Genomic DNA, 17,726 nt, shown 5'->3' on the forward strand with positions numbered 1-17,726 from the left:
GCCTGCCAACGGCGACGCTGGCAGGCCCGGATGCACATGTCCTGCAAGACGGAATGTGCCAGATCGCTCGACGGCAGGTTTCCTTTTACTCGCCTGCCTCGGCGGATCTTCTGTTCCATCGGATCGAGGACCACAGCGACACGCCGATCAGCGCCGCGCCGCCCAGGCCGGTGATGACCTCGGGGATGTGGACGAAGGATTGCAGGAACATGATCACCGACAGCGCGATGATGGCGTAGAAGGCGCCGTGTTCCAGATAGCGGTATTGCGCCAGCGTGCCCTTTTCCACCAGCATGATGGTCATCGACCGCACATACATCGCGCCGATGCCCAGGCCGATGGCGATGATGAACAGGTTCTGCGTCAGCGCGAAGGCCCCGATCACGCCGTCAAAGCTGAAGGACGCATCCAGCACCTCCAGATACAGGAAGGCGCCCAGGCCGCCCTTGGCGCCCGCGACCAGCGTTTCCTGGGTGCTGTCCAGCAGCCCGCCCAGAACCTCGACCAGCAGGAAGGTCAGCAGGCCCCAGATCGCGGACTTGAAGAACACCTCGGATTCGGCAGGATCCAGGAAGCGCGAGAAGATCAGGATCAGCGACAGCACCAGGGCGACCTCGATGCCGCGGATGGTCGCGTATTTCTGCATCTTGGATTCCAGCCAGCGGACCCAATGCACGTCCTTTTCATGGTCGAAGAAGAAGGACAGGCCGACCATCATCAGGAAGGTGCCGCCGAAGGCCGCGATGGGCAGGTGCGCATCATGCATGATGCGGGCGTATTCCTCGGGCTGGGCGGCGGCCAGGACCACGGCCTCCCACGGGCCGATCTTGGCGGCGATCACCACGATCAGCAGCGGGAATACGATCCGCATCCCGAAGACGGCGATCAGGATCCCCCAGGTCAGGAAACGGCGCTGCCAGACAGGCGTCATTTCCTTCAGCTTGTTGGCGTTAACGATGGCGTTGTCGAAGGACAGCGAGATTTCCAGCACGGCCAGCACCGTGCAGATGAAGAAGATCGTCAGCGTGCCGCCGACCGTGCCGGTCATCTGCCAGCCCAGATAGGCGCCCAGGACCAGGCCGACGACGGTGACGATGAAGGCCCAGGTGAAATAGTGAAGGATCGGCCGGGCGCCTGCGTGCGCGCCATCGGAAGGCAGTCCGTTTTCCATGCAAAGAATCCAGGCGGCTGTTTCGAAACAGTGCCGACATCACGGATGTGCCGCCACATCCGCCAGAGGGGCCCGGTCACCCAATCTGCATCCGCGAATCCGCGAATGCCGCGTCTATGCAATAGCTGGGGTGGTTTCGCCAACAGAAATGTGACCGGCCTGCGCAAAATCGTGCATGGCAATAAGCTCGGATTGCGTCATTGCCGCCCGGCAGGGTTGGCGATCGGGAATCTGTTTCCATTGGCAGCCCGCGCCTTCCACGGCGCGCCCTGTCCGCTTGGCATCGTGGCTGCCGATCACCGCAGCGGCAGCACCACCCGCTGCCGCAGCCCGTGGGGGCGCAGGTTCTCCAGCAGCACCTGCCCGCCCGACTGCTCGATGATCTGGCGGGCGATGGCCATGCCCAGGCCCGCACCGGGCAGGGCCTTGCGGCGGGCCTCGTCGACGCGGAAGAACGGCTCGAAGGCGCGCTCCATCAGCGGCTCGGGGATGCCGGGGCCTTCGTCCTCGATCAGCAGGGCGGCGCGGTCCGCGCTGCGGGACAGGGCGACGCGCGCCGCCTTGCCATGGGTCGCGGCGTTGATCAGCAGGTTGCGCACGGCGCGTTTCAGCGACAGCGGATCGGCCGCGACGGTCAGCGGCGCCAGCGGCCCCACCGCCACGGCATAGCCCTGGGCGTCCAGTTCCTGCGCCACGTCCGCCACCAGCCGGTCCAGCCGCAGATCCTGCGTGTCGCCCTGCGCCACCTGGTCGCGCACCAGCCGGATGGCGCTGTCGGCGATGGCGTCAAGCTCGGCCAGGTCGGCCAGCCATTTCCCCCGCTCTTCGTCGTCCTCGACGAATTCGGCGCGCAGGCGCATCCGGGTCATGGGCGTACGCAGGTCGTGGCCCGCCGCCGCGACCAGGCGCATCCGGCTTTCCATCGCCGATTTCAGGCGCGCCGACAGGTGGTTCAGCGCCCGCGCTGTGGCCTGGGTCTCGGGCAGCCCGGTTTCCGGGATCGGCACCAGCACGCCGTCGCGGCCGATCCGGTCCACGGCGCTTTCCAGGATCCGCAGCGGCCCGGTGATGCGCGTGGCGGCGATCAGCGACACCACGGTCGCCCCCGCCACGATCAGCGCCATCCAGGCCCCGAAGATCCGCCACCCCCCGCGCGGCGGCCTCAGGTCGGGCAGGGGCAGCACCGCCCAGCGGTCGCCCAGATCGACCGAGATGCGCAGCGTCGTCCCCGCCGGATCAGCACTTACCGCCAGCGGCAGATCCATTCCCTGCCGTGCCAGCACGCGCGACCAGCGTTGGGTCGAACGGTCCTGCGGCAGCCCGGCGGCGGGGGCGTCGGCGAAGGCGATCCCGGCATCCGCCGCCGCCTGCGGATCGGTCTGGGCGAAGCGGACGTTCCAGGCGATCTGGCGCGCCACGGGGATGATCGCCGTTTCCGGCAGCGGCCGCTGCATCATCTGCATGGCCACCAGGCTTGCCAGCACGATCACCGTGGCGATGGCCAGGATCATGAAGCCCGCGATCCGGTTGCGAAGCGAGGTCATGGATCCGCCGCGTCCGCCTGCACCGGCACCGCCAGCTGATAGCCGCCGTTGCGCACCGTCTTGAAGATCGCGGGCAGGCTGTCGGTGGCCAGCTTGCGGCGAAGGCGGCTCATCAGCACGTCGATGGAACGGTCCAGCGGGTCGCGGTCGCGCCCCTGGGTCAGTTCCAGCAGCAGGTCGCGCGACAACACCCGCCCCGGCCGTTCCAGGAAGGCCATCAGCAGGTCGAATTCGGCCCCGGTCAGGTCGATGTCCACGCCATCCGCCACCACGCGCCGCTGGTCGGGGACCGCCTGGAACCCCGCGAAGCGATAGCGGCGGGCGGGATGCGGGGCATCCTCGGGTCCGCTGCGGCGCAGGACGGCGCGGATCCGGGCGGTCAGTTCGCGGGGGTTGAAGGGCTTGCCCAGGTAATCGTCGGCGCCGATCTCCAGACCCACGATGCGGTCCACGTCCTCTTTCAGCGCGGTCAGCAGGATCACCGGGATGCGCGGCCGCCGATCCTGAAGGCCGCGGCAGATCTCCAGCCCGGTGCCGTCGGGCAGCATCACGTCCAGCACGATCAGGTCGGGCCGCGCGTCGGCCACAGAAGCCAGGCATTCGCGCCGGTCCTGCGCGGTGGCCACGCGAAACCCCTGCCCGCCCAGATAGCGGGCCAGCAGGCTGCGGATTTCGGCGTCGTCGTCGACGACAAGGATGCGCGGGCTGCCGGTCATGATGATCCTGATCGCGTTCGACCGGGACTATAGCGCCCGGCGCGCCGAGAGGGCGGGAATTTTGCAACCGAACGTTTCCCGCGCCGCCGCCGCAACGTTGGTTTACAAATCTGTCCCGGCCAGCCGCGCGGCCGGGATTGGATCTGCCGCCCCCGACGCTATCTATGGGTCGAGGAACGGTTTTCCGAAAAGGGAGGGCAGATGCGGGTTCGGTTTCGCCACGGGGTGCTGGCACTGGCGATCTGCGCGGCGCTTGCCGCCGGGGCGGCGGCGTTGGGCATCGGCCAGTCCGGCGACAGCGGCGCGACCGTGCTGACCACCCCCGTCGAACGCGGCGACATCCAGGTGACGGTGCTGGCGCAGGGCACCCTCAAGCCCCGGAACCTGGTCGCGGTGGGCGCGCAGGCGTCGGGCCGGATCACCCGCATCGCCGTGGAACTGGGCCAGGCCGTGAAAAAGGGCGACCTGATCGCCGAGATCGACTCGGTCAACCAGCAGAACGCGCTGAAATCCGCGCAATCCGATCTGGCCGTCGCCCGCGCCCAGCGGGTCGAGCGGGAATCGACGCTGGATCTGGCCGAACGCACGCTGGACCGGCTGGCGAAATTGCAGCGCAGCAACCTGTCCTTGCAGGCCGAATACGACACGGCCGTGTCGGATGTCGCGGTGTCCAAGGCCCAGATCGAGGCGCTGGACGCCCAGATCGCCCAGGCCCAGGTCGCCATCGAGACGGCGCAGGCGAACCTGGACTATACCCGCATCACCGCGCCCAGCGACGGCACCGTGCTGGCGATCACCGCGCAGCAGGGCCAGACCGTCAACGCCGCCCAATCCGCGCCCACCATCGTCGTGCTGGGCGATCTGACGCAGATGGAGGTCTTTGCCGAGATCTCCGAGGCCGATATCGGCCAGGTGCGGCCCGGACGGCCGGTCTGGTTCACCACCCTGGGCGCGCCCGAGCGCCGCTATGACGCCGTGCTGGAAGCCCTGGCCCCCGCCCCCGAATCGATCGTCAACGATTCCAGCATCGCCGGCAGCGCCGCAACCGGCAGCAGCGCCACGTCCGAGGCGATCTATTACAACGGCCGCTTCACGGTGCCGAACCCGGACGGCACCCTGCGCACCTATATGACCGCGCAGGTCCATATCGTGCTGGGCAGCGCGCAGGACGTGCTGACGGTGCCGTCGATGGCGCTTGGATCGCCCGGCCCGGACGGGCGCTATCGGCTTCAGGTCCAGGGCAGCGATGGCACGCTGTCCGAACGCGTGGTCAGCGTCGGCCTGAACGACAAGGTGATGGCCGAGATCACCGAGGGCCTGGCCGAGGGCGAGAAGATCGTGACAGGCACGGGCGGCGCTGACGGCGGCTCTCCCGCCCGCAACCCGCTGGGCGGGATGCCGCGCGGGATGCGGGGCTGATCCGGTGGACGGGCCGATCATCCAGCTGACGGGCATCGGACGCAGCTATCCCCAGGGCGAGGAGCGACTGACCGTCCTGCGCGACGTGGACCTGACCATCCGGCCCGGCGAATTCGTGGCGATCATGGGCGCGTCGGGGTCGGGCAAGACGACGCTGATGAACATCCTGGGCTGCCTGGACCAGTCCAGCACCGGCCGGTATCTGTTCGCGGGACAGGATACCGGCGGGCTGGACAATGCCGAACTGGCGGCGCTGCGGCGCGAACGCTTCGGCTTCATCTTCCAGCGGTATCACCTGCTGCCGGAACTGACCGCGCTTGGCAATGTGGAAATCCCGGCCGTCTATCGGGGCGAGAGCGCATCGCTCCGCCGGGCGCGGGCCGCCGGGCTGCTGGACCGGCTGGGCATGGGCGCGCGGCTGGACCATCGTCCGGCGGCCCTGTCGGGCGGCCAGCAGCAGCGCGTGTCCATCGCCCGCGCGCTGATGAACGACGCCAGCGTCATCCTGGCGGACGAACCGACCGGCGCCCTGGACAGCCGCAGCGGCGAGGAAGTGCTGTCGATCCTGGAAGAACTGAACGCCGACGGGCGCACGATCATCATCGTCACCCATGACCCCAAGGTCGCAGCCCGCGCCCGCCGCGTGATCGAGATCAGCGACGGCCGCATCATCGCCGACCGCCAGAACCGCCCCGAAACCCCGGCTGCCGTCCGCGACAGATCGGCCAGGGGCGCATCCGCCCTGCCCGGCTCGGCCTTCCGCGAGGCGCTGCGGATGGCCTTGGTGTCGATGCGCGCGCACAAGCTGCGCAGCTTCCTGACCATGCTGGGAATCATCATCGGCATCGCCTCGGTCGTGTCGGTGGTGGCGCTTGGCGAAGGGTCGCGCCAGCAGGTGCTGGCCAATATCTCGTCGCTTGGGACCAACACGCTGGAGGTGTTTCCGGGCCGCGACTTCGGCGACATGCGGTCGGGGCGGATCAAGACCCTGGTCGCGGCGGATGCCGAGGCCCTGGGCCGCCTGTCCTTCGTCGCCGCCGCGACCCCCGGCACCGCGACCACCGCCACCATCCGCTTCGGCGGGACCGAGGCCAGCGCCCAGATCAGCGGCGTCGGCGCGGATTACTTCGCCGTCACCGGATCGGCCATCGTCGCCGGGCGCAGCTTCGGCCAGGCGGCCATCGACCGCATGGCGCAAGAGGTGGTGATCGACACCAACACCCGCGACAGCCTGTTCCCGGACCGCGCGGACGGCGGCGTGGGCCAGGTGATCCACGCGGGCAACGGGCTGTTGCAGGTGGTCGGCGTGGCCGAGATCGCCTCGCGCGGGCCGGGCGGCAGCCAGAGCCTGCGGCTTTACGCCCCCTATACCACGGTGCAGGCGCGTTATCTGGGGACCAGCACCCTGTCCAGCCTGACGCTGCGGATCGCCGATGATGCCGACATGGGCGCGGCGCAATCGGCAGTGACCGCGTTCCTGACCCAGCGGCACGGGACGCAGGACTTCTTCATCGTCAACACCGACCAGATCCGCCAGACCATCACCAGCACCACCGGCGCGCTGACCCTGCTGATCGCGGCCATCGCCGTCATCTCGCTGGTGGTCGGGGGGATCGGGGTGATGAACATCATGCTGGTCTCGGTCACCGAACGGGTGTCCGAGATCGGCCTGCGCATGGCGGTCGGCGCGCGGCGCAGCGACATCCTGCAACAGTTCCTGATCGAGGCCGTGCTGGTCTGCATGATCGGCGGCATCCTGGGCATCGCGGCGGCGCTTGGATTCGGCCTGGTCTTCGACCGCTTCAGCACCAGCTTCACCATGATCCAGTCGCCAAACGCGATGATCGCGGCGCTGATCAGTTCGACCCTGATCGGCATCACCTTCGGCTTTCTGCCCGCCCGCAGCGCCGCGCGGATGGACCCGGTCGCGGCGCTTTCCAAAGGCTAAAAAAAAGATTGTGCCTTGTTCGAATGCTGGCGCAAGCTGTCGCCAGCATGACGGCGGCGTCAACCGCGCCGCCGGCCAGTCTGGGAGGACACATGACCGCTTCGAAACTGATCGGCGCGCTTTTCGCCGCCACGATCCTGACCGCGCCCGCCTTTGCCCAGGGCTATCCCGAACGCCAGATCACCATGGTGGTGCCGTTTTCCGCAGGCGGCCCGACCGACACCGTGGCCCGGCTGGTGGCGGAACGCATGTCGGACGACCTGGGACAGCAGATCGTGATCCAGAACGTCGGCGGCGCGGGCGGCACGCTGGGCGCGGCCCAGGTCGCCAAGGCCGAGGCCGACGGGTATACGGTGCTGCTGCATCACATCGGCATGGCGACCTCGGCCACGCTGTATCGCAACCTGCCCTATGACACGCTGAACGCCTTCGACTATGTCGGCCTTGTCACCGAGGTGCCGATGGTCGTCACCGCGCGGGCCGATTTCGAACCGGCCGATTTCCCGGCCTTCATCGACTATGTCAAGGCGAACGCCGATTCACTGACCCTGGCCAATGCGGGCATCGGCGCGGCCAGCCATCTGTGCGGGATGCTGCTGATGCAGGCTTTGGAAGCGCCCCTGGTGACGGTGCCGTATAAGGGCACCGGCCCGGCGATGACCGACCTGCTGGGCGGGCAGGTCGACATCATGTGCGACCAGACCACCAACACCACCCAGCAGATCAAGGCAGGCACCATCAAGGCCTATGCCGTGACCACGCCCGAACGGCTGGATCTGTTCCCCGACCTGCCCACCGCCGCCGAATCCGGGCTGGAGGCGATGCAGTTCGGCATCTGGCACGGCATCTATACCCCCAAGGGCACCGCGCCCGAGATCAATCAGCGCCTGTCGGAGTCGCTGCAAAAGGCGTTGGCCGACGACGGCGTGGCCAAGGCCATGGCCGATCTGGGCACCGCCCCGTCATCCGCCGCCGACGCCACGCCCGAGGCGCTGAAGGCCAAGCTGGAATCCGAGATCGCCCGCTGGAAGCCGGTGATCGAGGCCGCCGGCGTCTACGCCGACTGACCCAAGTCCCCGCCGCCCCTCAGGCGGCGGGTTTTTTCCGGCACGCGGGGGGATCATGTCCACGAAACCGAAAGACGGCACCGACATTGCCGCTGGCCTGTTGTTCATGGCCATCGCCGCCTTCTTCGCCTGGCAATCGCTGGGGTTGGAGATGGGAACCTCGACCCGCATGGGGCCGGGCTATTTCCCGATGGTCCTGTCGGGCCTGCTGTTCATCCTGGGCGCGATCAGCCTGGTCAAGGCTTTCGAGCGCGCCGATGACGAGCCCTTCGGGCGCATCGCCTGGCGCGGCATCCTGTTCATCCTGCCCGCGCCGATCTTCTTCGGCCTGACGGTGCGCGGCCTGGGCTTCGTGCCCGCGCTCTTCATCACCACGCTGATCGCCAGCCAGGCATCGATGCGGATGCGGCCCCTGGCGGCGCTGATCCTGGCAATCATCGTCACCATCATGTCGACGCTGATCTTTTCCTATGGGCTGGGGCTGCCGTTCCGGCGCTTCGGTCCCTGGCTGCCGGTCTGAGGGGACGCGCATGGACCTGCTTTCCAATCTTGCGCTTGGCTTCAGCGTCGCCTCGTCGCTGGAAAACCTGCTGTTCTGCCTGATCGGGGTGCTGCTGGGCACGCTGATCGGCGTGCTGCCGGGCATCGGCGCCACCGCCACCATCGCCATGCTGCTGCCGATCACCTTCCAGCTGGAACCCGTGTCGTCGCTGATCATGCTGGCGGGGATCTATTACGGCGCGCAATACGGCGGCTCGACCACGGCGATCCTCATCAACATGCCGGGCGAAAGCTCGTCTGCGGTGACGGCCATCGACGGATACCAGATGGCCCGGCAAGGGCGCGCGGGCACGGCGCTTGCCACCGCCGCCCTGGGGTCGTTCTTCGCGGGCAGCGTGGCGACCTTCCTGGTGGCGATCTTCGCGCCGCCGCTGACCGCCATCGCGCTGAAATTCGGCGCGGCCGAGTATTTCAGCCTGATGGTCATGGGCCTGGTCATGTCGGTGGCGCTGGCCCATGGCTCGGTGCTGAAGGCGCTGGCCATGGTGGTCTTGGGCCTGCTGCTGGGCATGGTCGGCACCGACGTCTATACCGGCGCGCCGCGCTTCACGATGGGTATGAACCAGTTCGCGGACGGGCTGAACTTCGTGGCCGTCGCCGTGGGCGTCTTCGGCATCGCCGAGATCCTGCGCAACCTGGAAGACGAGCACGACCGGCAGGTGATGACCCGCAACATCACCCGCCTGTTCCCCACGCGCGAGGAATTCCGCCAGATGATCGGCCCGGTGCTGCGCGGCACCGGGGTCGGGTCCGTCCTGGGCATCCTGCCGGGCGGCGGCGCGATCCTGGCGTCGTTTGCCAGCTATACGGTCGAGAAGAAGCTGTCCAAGCACCCCGAGGAATTCGGCAAGGGCGCCCTGGCAGGCGTCGCCGGACCCGAAAGCGCCAACAACGCGGGCGCGCAGACCAGCTTCATCCCGCTGCTGACGCTGGGCATTCCCGCGAACCCGGTGATGGCGTTGATGATCGGCGCGATGATCATCCAGGGCATCGTGCCGGGGCCGAACGTGGTGTCCGAACAGCCCGCGCTGTTCTGGGGCATCATCGCGTCGATGTGGATCGGCAACCTGATGCTGGTGGTGCTGAACCTGCCCCTGATCGGGTTGTGGGTGAAGCTGCTGGCCGTGCCCTATTACGTGCTGTTCCCGATCATCATGGCGATGTGCTCGATCGGGGTCTATTCCGTCAACTCGAACCCCTACGACCTGTTCGCCGTCGCCTTCTTCGGACTGCTGGGATACGTCATGTCCAAGCTGCGCTGCGAGCCCGCGCCCCTGCTGCTGGGCTTCGTCCTCGGTCCGCTGCTCGAGGAGAACCTGCGTCGCGCCATGATCCTGTCGCGCGGCGATCCCACCACCTTCGTGACCCGTCCGATCAGCGCGGGCCTGCTGGTCCTGTCGCTGGCGGTCCTGGTGCTGGTGTTCCTGCCCCAGATCCGCAAACGCCGCGACGAGGTGTTTACCGAAAGCGACGCCTGACCCAACCAAGGAGGAACCCATGCCGACCATCACCCGCCGCATCCTGCTGGGCACGGCCCTGGCGCTTGGCCTTGCCGGCACCGCCGCCGCAGAATTTCCCGACCGCCAGATCACCCTGGTGATCCCCTTCGCCGCCGGAGGATCCACCGACGTGGTGGGCCGCATCGTCGCCGAACGCATGGGCCAAGAACTGGGCCAGCAGATCGTCGTCCAGAATGTCGGCGGCGCGGGCGGCAGCCTTGGCGCGGGCCAGGTCGCCCAAGCCGACGCGGACGGCTATACGATCCTGATGGGCACCGTCGCGACGCACGCGCTTAACCCCCTGATCCTGAATCAGAAACCCTATGACCCGGTGGCGGATTTCGCGCCCGTGTCGCTGCTGGTCCTGGTGCCGAACGTGCTGGCGGTGAACCCGGAACTGCCGGTGAACACGGTGCAGGAGCTGATCGACCTGGCGAAACAGGAACCGCTGGCCTATGCGTCGTCGGGTAACGGCACGCCGCTGCACCTGTCGGGCGAATTGTTCAAGTCGATGGCGGGGATCCAGATCGACCACATCCCCTACAAGGGGTCCGGCCCGGCGCTGACCGACGTGCTGGGCAACCAGGTGCCGATCATCTTCGACAACCTGCCATCCGCATCGGGCCACATCAGCAGCGGCAAGCTGCGCGCGCTTGGCGTGACCACGGCGGAACGCGCGCCCAGCTTCCCCGACGTGCCGACCATCGCGGAAACCCTGCCGGGATACGAGACCTATACCTGGAACGCGCTGTTCGCCCCCGCAGGCACCCCGCCCGAGGCCATCGAGGCCCTGTCGGCGGCGGCGCAGGCGACCATGGCCGACCCGGCGGTTGCCGCCCGCATGGCCGAATTCTCGGCCACCATCGTCGCCTCGGGTCCCGAAGAACTGGCCGAGCATGTGAAGGCCGAGATGGCGAAATGGGAACCCGTCGTCCAGGATGCGAACGTCAGCCTGGATTGAACAAACCCGCCTCGCAAGGGTTGCTTTCGGCGTGATCTGCGCCAAGGATCGCGCCGAAGACAGCCGATGAGGAATGGATGAGCGGACTTCTGGCACTTCTGGACGATGTGGCGTCGATTTCCAAGGTCGCGGCGGCGTCCATCGACGATGTGGCGGGACAGGCGGCCAAGGCCGGGGCCAAGGCGGCGGGGGCGGTGATCGACGACGCGGCGGTGACGCCGAAATATGTCCATGGCTTCGATGCCAGCCGCGAGATTCCCATCGTCTGGAAGATCGCGCGCGGGTCGCTGTTCAACAAGCTGGCCATCCTGCTGCCGGTGGCGCTGCTGCTGTCGGCCTTTGCGCCCTGGGCGATTTCCCCCCTGCTGATGCTGGGCGGCGCCTATCTGTGCTATGAGGGGGCCGAGAAGATCGCCCATGCGCTTGGCTATGGCGACACGCATGACAGCGCGGAACACATCCATCCCGACTCGGACGGGGCGGCGTTGGAGGAGGCGCGGGTCGCGGGCGCGATCAAGACCGACTTCATCCTGTCGGCCGAAATCATGACCATCGCGCTGGCGACCATCCCGGTCGGCGACTCGATCTGGATGAAGGCGATCATCCTGGCGGTGGTGGCGGTCGGCATCACCGCAGCCGTCTATGGCTTCGTGGCGCTGATCGTGAAGGCCGACGATGTGGGGGTCCACCTGGCGATGCGGCGGAACGGCCTGTCCTCGGCCATCGGGCGCGGCATCGTCAAGGTCATGCCCGGCTTCATGAAGGCGCTGACCATCGTCGGCACCGCCGCGATGATCTGGGTCGGCGGCCAGATCGTGCTGCACGGCTTTGCCGAACTGGGCTGGGCCTCTGCCTATGACTGGATCCACCACCGGGCCGAGGCCGCGGCCCATGCCGTTCCCCAGGCGCCCGGCCTTGTCGCCTGGATCGTCACCGCCTTCTTCGACGGCATCTTCGGGCTGGTCCTGGGCATGATCCTGATCCCCATCGTCCACCGCGTCATCAACCCGGTCTTGCAGGCGACGGTCGCGCCGCTGATGGCGCGGCTGCGCGGGGCGTGACCAGCCCCGCCGCAACCGATTGATATTCCTTTATGTGTCGGACAATCTTGGAAGATTGACCGACTGGTCAAAGAGTGTCACCATTTCGTCATGCGGAGGTTGTGTTTGCGTCACCTTGGCCCGCTAGGCCCGTCGCGAACCGCAACTCCATAAGGGAGGTAAATCATGAACCGACTTTTCGCAGCGTCCGCCGTGGCGCTGATCGCGTCGCTGTCGGCGGCACAGGCGCAGACCGAAATCCAGTGGTGGCATGCCATGGGCGGCGAGCTGGGCGCCAAGCTGGAAGAGATCACCAAGGGCTTCAACGACAGCCAGGACGAATACCGGATCGTGCCCTCCTACAAGGGCACCTATCCCGAAACGATGACCGCCGCGATCGCCGCCTTCCGCGCGCAGCAGCAGCCCGCCATCGTCCAGGTGTTCGAGGTCGGCACCGGCACCATGATGGCCGCCAAGGGCGCCATCGTCCCGGTCCACCAGTTGATGGCCGACAACGACGTGGCCTTCGATCCGGCCGCCTACCTGCCCGCCGTGGTCGGCTATTACAGCGATACGGACGGGAACATGCTGTCCCTGCCCTTCAACAGTTCGACCCCGATCCTGTATTATAACAAGGATGTCTTCGAAAAGGCCGGGCTGGACCGTAACACGCCGCCCAAAACCTGGGCCGAGTTCGAGGAATTCTCGAAGAAGATCAAGGAATCGGGCGCGGCAAACTGCGGGCTGAGTTCGCGTTGGGTCAGTTGGATCCAGACCGAGAATTTCAGCGCCTGGCACAACCAGCCCATCGGCACGCTGGAGAACGGCTTTGGCGGGCTGGCGGCGCGGCTGTCCTATAACGGGCCGGTGCAGGTCAAGCACTGGGAAAACCTCAAGCGGTGGGCCGACGAGGGGCTGTACAAATACGGCGGGCCGGTCGCGGGCGACAACGCCGCCCCGCTGTTCTATTCGCAGGAATGCGCGATCTACATGGAAAGCTCGGGCGGTCGCGCGGGGATCGTGGCCAATGCCAAGGATTTCGAGGTGGGTTACGGGATGCTGCCCTATTACGACGATGTCGAGGGCGCGCCGCAGAATTCCATCATCGGCGGCGCATCCTTGTGGGTGCTGTCGGGGCGGCCGGACGAGGAATATGCGGGCGTGGCCAAGTTCTTCGAATACCTGTCCAGCCCCGAGGTGCAGGCCGACTGGCACCAATTCACCGGCTATCTGCCCATCACGCAGGCGGCCTATGACCTGAGCAAGGAACAGGGCTTCTACGAGCAGAACCCCGGCACCGAGATCAGCATCAAGCAGATCACGCTGAACCCGCCGACCGAGAATTCCAAGGGCCTGCGCTTCGGCAACTATGTCCAGATCCGCGGCATCATCGACGAGGAATTCGAGCAGCTTCTGTCCGGGTCCAAGGACGCCCAGGGCGCGCTGGATTCGGTGGTCGAACGCGGCAATGCGCTGCTGGCCGAGTTCGAAGCCCAGAACCAGTGATCAGGCTTGGGGCNCCCCGCCACCCCCGAAAGGCCCGAAGATGAAGCGCACGATCTTCCGCAACCAGCTGCTGCCCTGGCTGCTGCTGGCCCCGCAACTGGCGATCACCTTCGTCTTCTTCCTGTGGCCCGCCGCCCAGGCGATCCGGCAAAGCTTCCTGCGCCAGGACGCCTTCGGCATCAACACGACCTTCGTGGGCCTGTCGAATTTCAAGGCGCTGTGGACCAGCCCGGAATACCTGAATTCCCTGCAAGTGACGGCGGTCTTCGCCGTATCGGTCACGATCCTGTCGATGGGCTTTTCGCTGCTGCTGGCGGTCGCGGTAGACCGGATGATCCGGTCGACCAGCGTCTATACGACACTGCTGGTCTGGCCCTATGCGGTGGCCCCGGCCGTCGCGGGGATCCTGTGGTGGTTCATCTTCAACCCGACCATCGGCGTCATGCCCTATGTGCTGGCGACGGTCGGCTATGACTGGAACCACATCAGTTCGAAAACCGACGCGATGATCCTGGTGGTGATCGCCTCGGCCTGGAAGCAGATCAGCTACAACTTCCTGTTCTTCGTGGCGGGCCTGCAATCCATCCCGGCCAGCTTGCGCGAGGCCGCCGCCATCGACGGCGCGGGCCCGGTGCGGCGGTTCTTCGACATCACCCTGCCGCTGCTGTCGCCGACCACCTTCTTCCTGCTGGTCGTGAACATCGTCTATGCGATGTTCGACACCTTCGCCGTGATCGACGCCACGACCGAGGGCGGCCCCGCCCAGGCCACCAACATCATGGTCTACAAGGTCTATTTCGACGGTTTCGTGGGCCAGAACATGGGATCGTCGGCCGCGCAGTCGGTGGTGCTGATGCTGATCGTGATCGCCCTGACGGTGATCCAGTTCCGCTGGGTCGAAAAGAAGGTCGCCTATTGATGATCGAGAACCGTCCCGGCCTGAACCTGCTGGCCCATCTGACGCTGATGCTGGGCGTCGTCGTCGTCGCCCTGCCCGTCTGGGTGGCCTTCGTCGCATCGACCCATACCGCGACCGACTTCATGTCGGGCACCATCCCCATGTGGCCCGGCCCGCATCTGCTGGAAAATTACGGCCGGATGCTGGATTCCGGGGTGTCCACCAGCGGCATGCCCCCGGTCGGCACGATGATGCTGAACAGCCTGATCATGGCGCTGCTGATCGCCTGCGGGAAGATCGCGATCTCGATCATCTCGGCCTTCGCCATCGTCTATTTCCGCTTTCCGCTGCGGCGGATGGCCTTCTGGTGCATCTTCATCACCCTGATGCTGCCGGTCGAGGTCCGCATCGTCCCGACCTTCCAGGTGGTCGCCGACCTGGGGATGCTGAACAGCTATGCCGGCCTGTCCGTGCCGCTGATCGCGTCGGCGACCGCGACCTTCCTGTTCCGCCAGGTCTTCCTGACCATCCCGGACGAGCTGACCGAGGCCGCCCGCATCGACGGCGCAGGCCCGATGAAGTTCTTCCGCGACATCCTGCTGCCGCTGTCGCGCACCAATATCGCGGCGCTGTTCGTGATCCTGTTCATCTATGGCTGGAACCAGTATCTGTGGCCGCTGCTGATCACCACCAGCAGCGATTACTACACCATCGTCGCGGGCATCAAGCGCATGGCCGACGCGGTGGACGGGCTGCCGCAATGGCATCTGGTGATGGCGACGGCGATGCTGGCGATGCTGCCCCCGGTCGCGGTGGTGATCGGGATGCAGCGCCTGTTCGTCAAAGGTCTTGTCGAGACGGAGAAGTAAGACATGGCATCCATTACCCTCGACAAGGTCGGCAAGATCTATTCCGGCGGCACCCGCGCCGTGGGCGAGGTGTCCATCGACATCGCTGACGGCGAATTCATCGTGCTGGTCGGCCCGTCCGGCTGCGGCAAATCCACGCTGCTGCGGATGGTAGCGGGGCTGGAATCGATCAGCGAAGGCACCGTCCGCATCGGCGACCGGGTGGTCAACGACATGGAGCCCGCCGACCGCGACATCGCCATGGTGTTCCAGAACTATGCGCTGTATCCGCATATGTCGGTGCGTCAGAACCTGGCCTACGGGCTGAAGAACCGCCGCACCCCAAAGGCGGAAATCGACCGCCGCGTGGCCCAGGCCGCCGAGATCCTGCAAATCGGTCCCTATCTGGACCGCAAGCCCCGCGCCCTGTCGGGCGGCCAGCGTCAGCGCGTGGCCATGGGCCGCGCCATCGTCCGCGAACCGGCGGCCTTCCTGTTCGACGAGCCGCTGTCGAACCTGGACGCCAAGCTGCGCGTCACCATGCGGCTGGAGATCAAGGACTTGCAGCGCCGGCTGCGGACCACCTCGATCTACGTCACCCATGACCAACTCGAGGCGATGACCCTGGCCGACCGGCTGGTGGTTCTGAACGGCGGCAGGATCGAACAGATCGGTACCCCGCTGGAGGTCTATCGCAAGCCCGCCTCGACCTTCGTGGCGGGTTTCATCGGCAGCCCGGCGATGAACCTGATCAGCAACCGCGCGGTCCCGCACCTGCCCGGAACGGCCCATGCCGGAACCGTCGGCATCCGCCCCGAGGATCTGACCCCTGCCCCGGACGGTCCCATCGACATGGAGATCCTGGCGGTCGAGGAGCTGGGCGCGCAACGCCTGGTCCACGGCCAGACCGGGGGCGAGCGGCTGACGGTGACGCTGCCCTCGGGGGTCGAACTGCCCCAGACGCTGCGCCTGGCCTGGCGCCCCGGATCGCTGCACCTGTTCCAGGCGGAAAGCGGTCGGCGCATCGATTGATGTTCATGTTTCGTTCATGATCGACCCGTGCTATTCTGGGATGAGTTTTCCAGAACGGGATTCGCCTCATGTGCTTTTCGCTGAACGGTTCGCGTCACCATGCCATCCACTGCATCGTGCCGCCCTATATGCTGCGGGTGCTGGCCCTGCGCGGCGATGCCAGGACTGCGGACATGGCGCGCACCCTGCTGAAGCAGACCGAAAAGCTGCGCGAGGAACGGACCGAGATGACCCGTGCGGGCCTGCCCCCCGCAGATGCGACCGGGGCCTATGTCGCCGCCGCCGTCACCCCGGCCCAAGGGCTGTGCTGTCCCGACCGCCGCATCCATGATGGCCAGTTCAAGGCCGCCCTGCCGGGCAAGCTGATCCGGTCCGAAGGCGATGGCCCGTCCGGCATCCCCGACGCCGACACGGCCTATGACGCGGCGGGCCAGGTCTTTTCCCTGTTCGCCGAGGAATATGGCCGCAATTCGCTGGACGGCGCGGGAATGCCGCTGACAGCCACCGTCCATCACCGGCGCGATTACAACAACGCCTTCTGGAACGGCACGCAGATGGCCTATGGCACCGGCGACGGCAAGATTTTCCGCACCTTCCTGGAACTGTCGGTGATCGGGCACGAGATGGCGCATGGCGTCATCCAGCATTCCGGCGGGCTGATCTATGAAAACCAGTCGGGCGCGCTGAACGAAAGCATCGCCGACGTGTTCGGCAGCCTGGCGCTGCAACGCGCCCTGGGACAAGAGGCGCATGAGGCCGACTGGCTGGTCGGGCGCGGCATTCTGGGCCCCGGCATCAACGGCGCGGCGCTGCGCAGCATGAAGGCGCCGGGCACCGCCTATTCCGACGACCTGCTGGGCCAGGATCCGCAGCCCTGGCACATGGATCATTTCGTGGCGACCGCTGACGACAACGGCGGTGTGCATATCAATTCCGGCATCCCCAACCACGCCTTCTACCTGTTCTGCGCCTATCTGGGCGGGCGGGCCTGGGAACTGCCGGGGCGGATCTGGTACCGGGCGCTTCAGACGCTGAACAATCCGATGGCCAGCTTTTCCGACTGGGCCGACCAGACCATGGACGCCGCCATCGAACTGACCAGCCGCGGCAGCTATGAGACGGTGATGCTGCGCCGCGCCTGGAAACTTGTGGGAATCGCCATCTGATCCTAGATTCCCCGCATCAGCGGGGGATCGGGCCATGATCATCGAAATCGCGGCGCAGGGCGGCTTTGGCGGCGTCGCCGCCGCCAGTCTGCACAAGACCATCGACGTGGCGGACCAGCCCGAACAGATGCGCCAGGAATTGTGCCACGCGTTCGAACCCGACGAACTGGCCCGCCTGGCCCGCCAGCCTTGCGGCAACTGCGCCGACCGCATGACCTATTGCATCACCGTGACCGAGGATCGCGAAAGCCGCAGCTTCACCCTGCACGAACAGCAGATCCCGCCCGAGATGCTGGACCTGATCGACCAGATGTAGGGAAAGGCGCAGGTCTAACCCGCGCCCATCTTCT

The 17,726-nt window shown here is 66.6% G+C and carries 16 protein-coding genes; 13 read left to right on the plus strand and 3 right to left on the minus strand.

Translation table 11 applies throughout. The features are described from left to right. Window positions 1-85: 85 nt before the first annotated feature. From ACTJI6_RS12545 to ACTJI6_RS12555, 3 genes are all read right to left on the minus strand, one after another. Window positions 86-1,171 carry a DUF475 domain-containing protein gene (locus tag ACTJI6_RS12545; RefSeq protein WP_440801152.1) on the minus strand — a complete coding sequence of 362 codons (1,086 nt, stop codon included), beginning with the start codon at window positions 1,169-1,171 and terminating at the stop codon, window positions 86-88. Window positions 1,172-1,467: 296 nt separating this feature from the next. Next, window positions 1,468-2,715, minus strand: a complete 1,248-nt coding sequence (locus ACTJI6_RS12550) for an ATP-binding protein (RefSeq protein WP_440801153.1) — start codon at window positions 2,713-2,715, stop codon at window positions 1,468-1,470. Further along, the gene (locus ACTJI6_RS12555; RefSeq protein ID WP_440801154.1) at window positions 2,712-3,431 is read right to left on the minus strand and encodes a response regulator transcription factor; all 720 of its coding nucleotides are present in this window, start codon (window positions 3,429-3,431) and stop codon (window positions 2,712-2,714) included. Before ACTJI6_RS12555 ends, ACTJI6_RS12550 begins: the two co-directional genes overlap by 4 nt. A 201-nt stretch (window positions 3,432-3,632) precedes the next feature. Here ACTJI6_RS12555 and ACTJI6_RS12560 point away from each other — a divergent pair, with 201 nt between their 5' ends. The 13 genes from ACTJI6_RS12560 (at window position 3,633) to ACTJI6_RS12620 (ending at window position 17,692) form a co-directional block, all read left to right on the plus strand. Continuing rightward, on the plus strand, window positions 3,633-4,850 hold the full coding sequence (locus tag ACTJI6_RS12560; RefSeq protein ID WP_440801155.1) for an efflux RND transporter periplasmic adaptor subunit: 1,218 nt from the start codon (window positions 3,633-3,635) through the stop codon (window positions 4,848-4,850). A 4-nt stretch (window positions 4,851-4,854) separates the two neighbouring features. Then, window positions 4,855-6,798 (plus strand): MacB family efflux pump subunit, encoded by a 1,944-nt coding sequence (locus ACTJI6_RS12565; RefSeq protein WP_440801156.1) that lies wholly within the window; start codon window positions 4,855-4,857, stop codon window positions 6,796-6,798. A 92-nt stretch (window positions 6,799-6,890) separates the two neighbouring features. Next, the gene (locus ACTJI6_RS12570; RefSeq protein WP_440801158.1) at window positions 6,891-7,865 is read left to right on the plus strand and encodes a tripartite tricarboxylate transporter substrate-binding protein; all 975 of its coding nucleotides are present in this window, start codon (window positions 6,891-6,893) and stop codon (window positions 7,863-7,865) included. A gap of 55 nt (window positions 7,866-7,920) precedes the next feature. Then, a complete protein-coding gene (locus ACTJI6_RS12575) occupies window positions 7,921-8,385 on the plus strand; it encodes a tripartite tricarboxylate transporter TctB family protein (RefSeq protein WP_440801160.1) in 465 nt (154 codons plus the stop codon). A 10-nt stretch (window positions 8,386-8,395) separates the two neighbouring features. Continuing rightward, on the plus strand, window positions 8,396-9,904 hold the full coding sequence (locus ACTJI6_RS12580; protein WP_440801162.1) for a tripartite tricarboxylate transporter permease: 1,509 nt from the start codon (window positions 8,396-8,398) through the stop codon (window positions 9,902-9,904). A gap of 19 nt (window positions 9,905-9,923) precedes the next feature. Further along, window positions 9,924-10,886 (plus strand): tripartite tricarboxylate transporter substrate binding protein, encoded by a 963-nt coding sequence (locus ACTJI6_RS12585; protein ID WP_440801164.1) that lies wholly within the window; start codon window positions 9,924-9,926, stop codon window positions 10,884-10,886. Window positions 10,887-10,963: 77 nt separating this feature from the next. Continuing rightward, window positions 10,964-11,947: a DUF808 domain-containing protein gene (locus ACTJI6_RS12590; RefSeq protein ID WP_126153863.1), complete on the plus strand. Its 984-nt coding sequence runs from the start codon at window positions 10,964-10,966 to the stop codon at window positions 11,945-11,947. A gap of 165 nt (window positions 11,948-12,112) precedes the next feature. Then, entirely contained in the window at window positions 12,113-13,432 is a 1,320-nt protein-coding gene (gene ugpB, locus ACTJI6_RS12595; protein WP_440801166.1) for a sn-glycerol-3-phosphate ABC transporter substrate-binding protein UgpB, read from the plus strand. Window positions 13,433-13,472: 40 nt separating this feature from the next. Next, complete coding sequence (ugpA, locus tag ACTJI6_RS12600; RefSeq protein ID WP_126153861.1) at window positions 13,473-14,351, plus strand: sn-glycerol-3-phosphate ABC transporter permease UgpA; 879 nt, start codon at window positions 13,473-13,475, stop codon at window positions 14,349-14,351. Then, the gene (gene ugpE / locus ACTJI6_RS12605; protein WP_440801168.1) at window positions 14,351-15,199 is read left to right on the plus strand and encodes a sn-glycerol-3-phosphate ABC transporter permease UgpE; all 849 of its coding nucleotides are present in this window, start codon (window positions 14,351-14,353) and stop codon (window positions 15,197-15,199) included. The genes ugpA and ugpE overlap by 1 nt, the downstream gene beginning before the upstream one ends. A gap of 3 nt (window positions 15,200-15,202) precedes the next feature. Next, window positions 15,203-16,210 carry a sn-glycerol-3-phosphate import ATP-binding protein UgpC gene (locus ACTJI6_RS12610; protein WP_440801169.1) on the plus strand — a complete coding sequence of 336 codons (1,008 nt, stop codon included), beginning with the start codon at window positions 15,203-15,205 and terminating at the stop codon, window positions 16,208-16,210. Window positions 16,211-16,278: 68 nt separating this feature from the next. Continuing rightward, window positions 16,279-17,376 carry a M4 family metallopeptidase gene (locus tag ACTJI6_RS12615; protein WP_440801171.1) on the plus strand — a complete coding sequence of 366 codons (1,098 nt, stop codon included), beginning with the start codon at window positions 16,279-16,281 and terminating at the stop codon, window positions 17,374-17,376. Between the two features lie 34 nt (window positions 17,377-17,410). After that, on the plus strand, window positions 17,411-17,692 hold the full coding sequence (locus tag ACTJI6_RS12620) for a protealysin inhibitor emfourin (protein WP_440801172.1): 282 nt from the start codon (window positions 17,411-17,413) through the stop codon (window positions 17,690-17,692). Window positions 17,693-17,726 lie beyond the last annotated feature (34 nt).

It is taken from the genome of Paracoccus sp. 22332, assembly GCF_052045125.1.
GTDB classification, from domain to species: Bacteria; Pseudomonadota; Alphaproteobacteria; order Rhodobacterales; family Rhodobacteraceae; genus Paracoccus; species Paracoccus haematequi_A.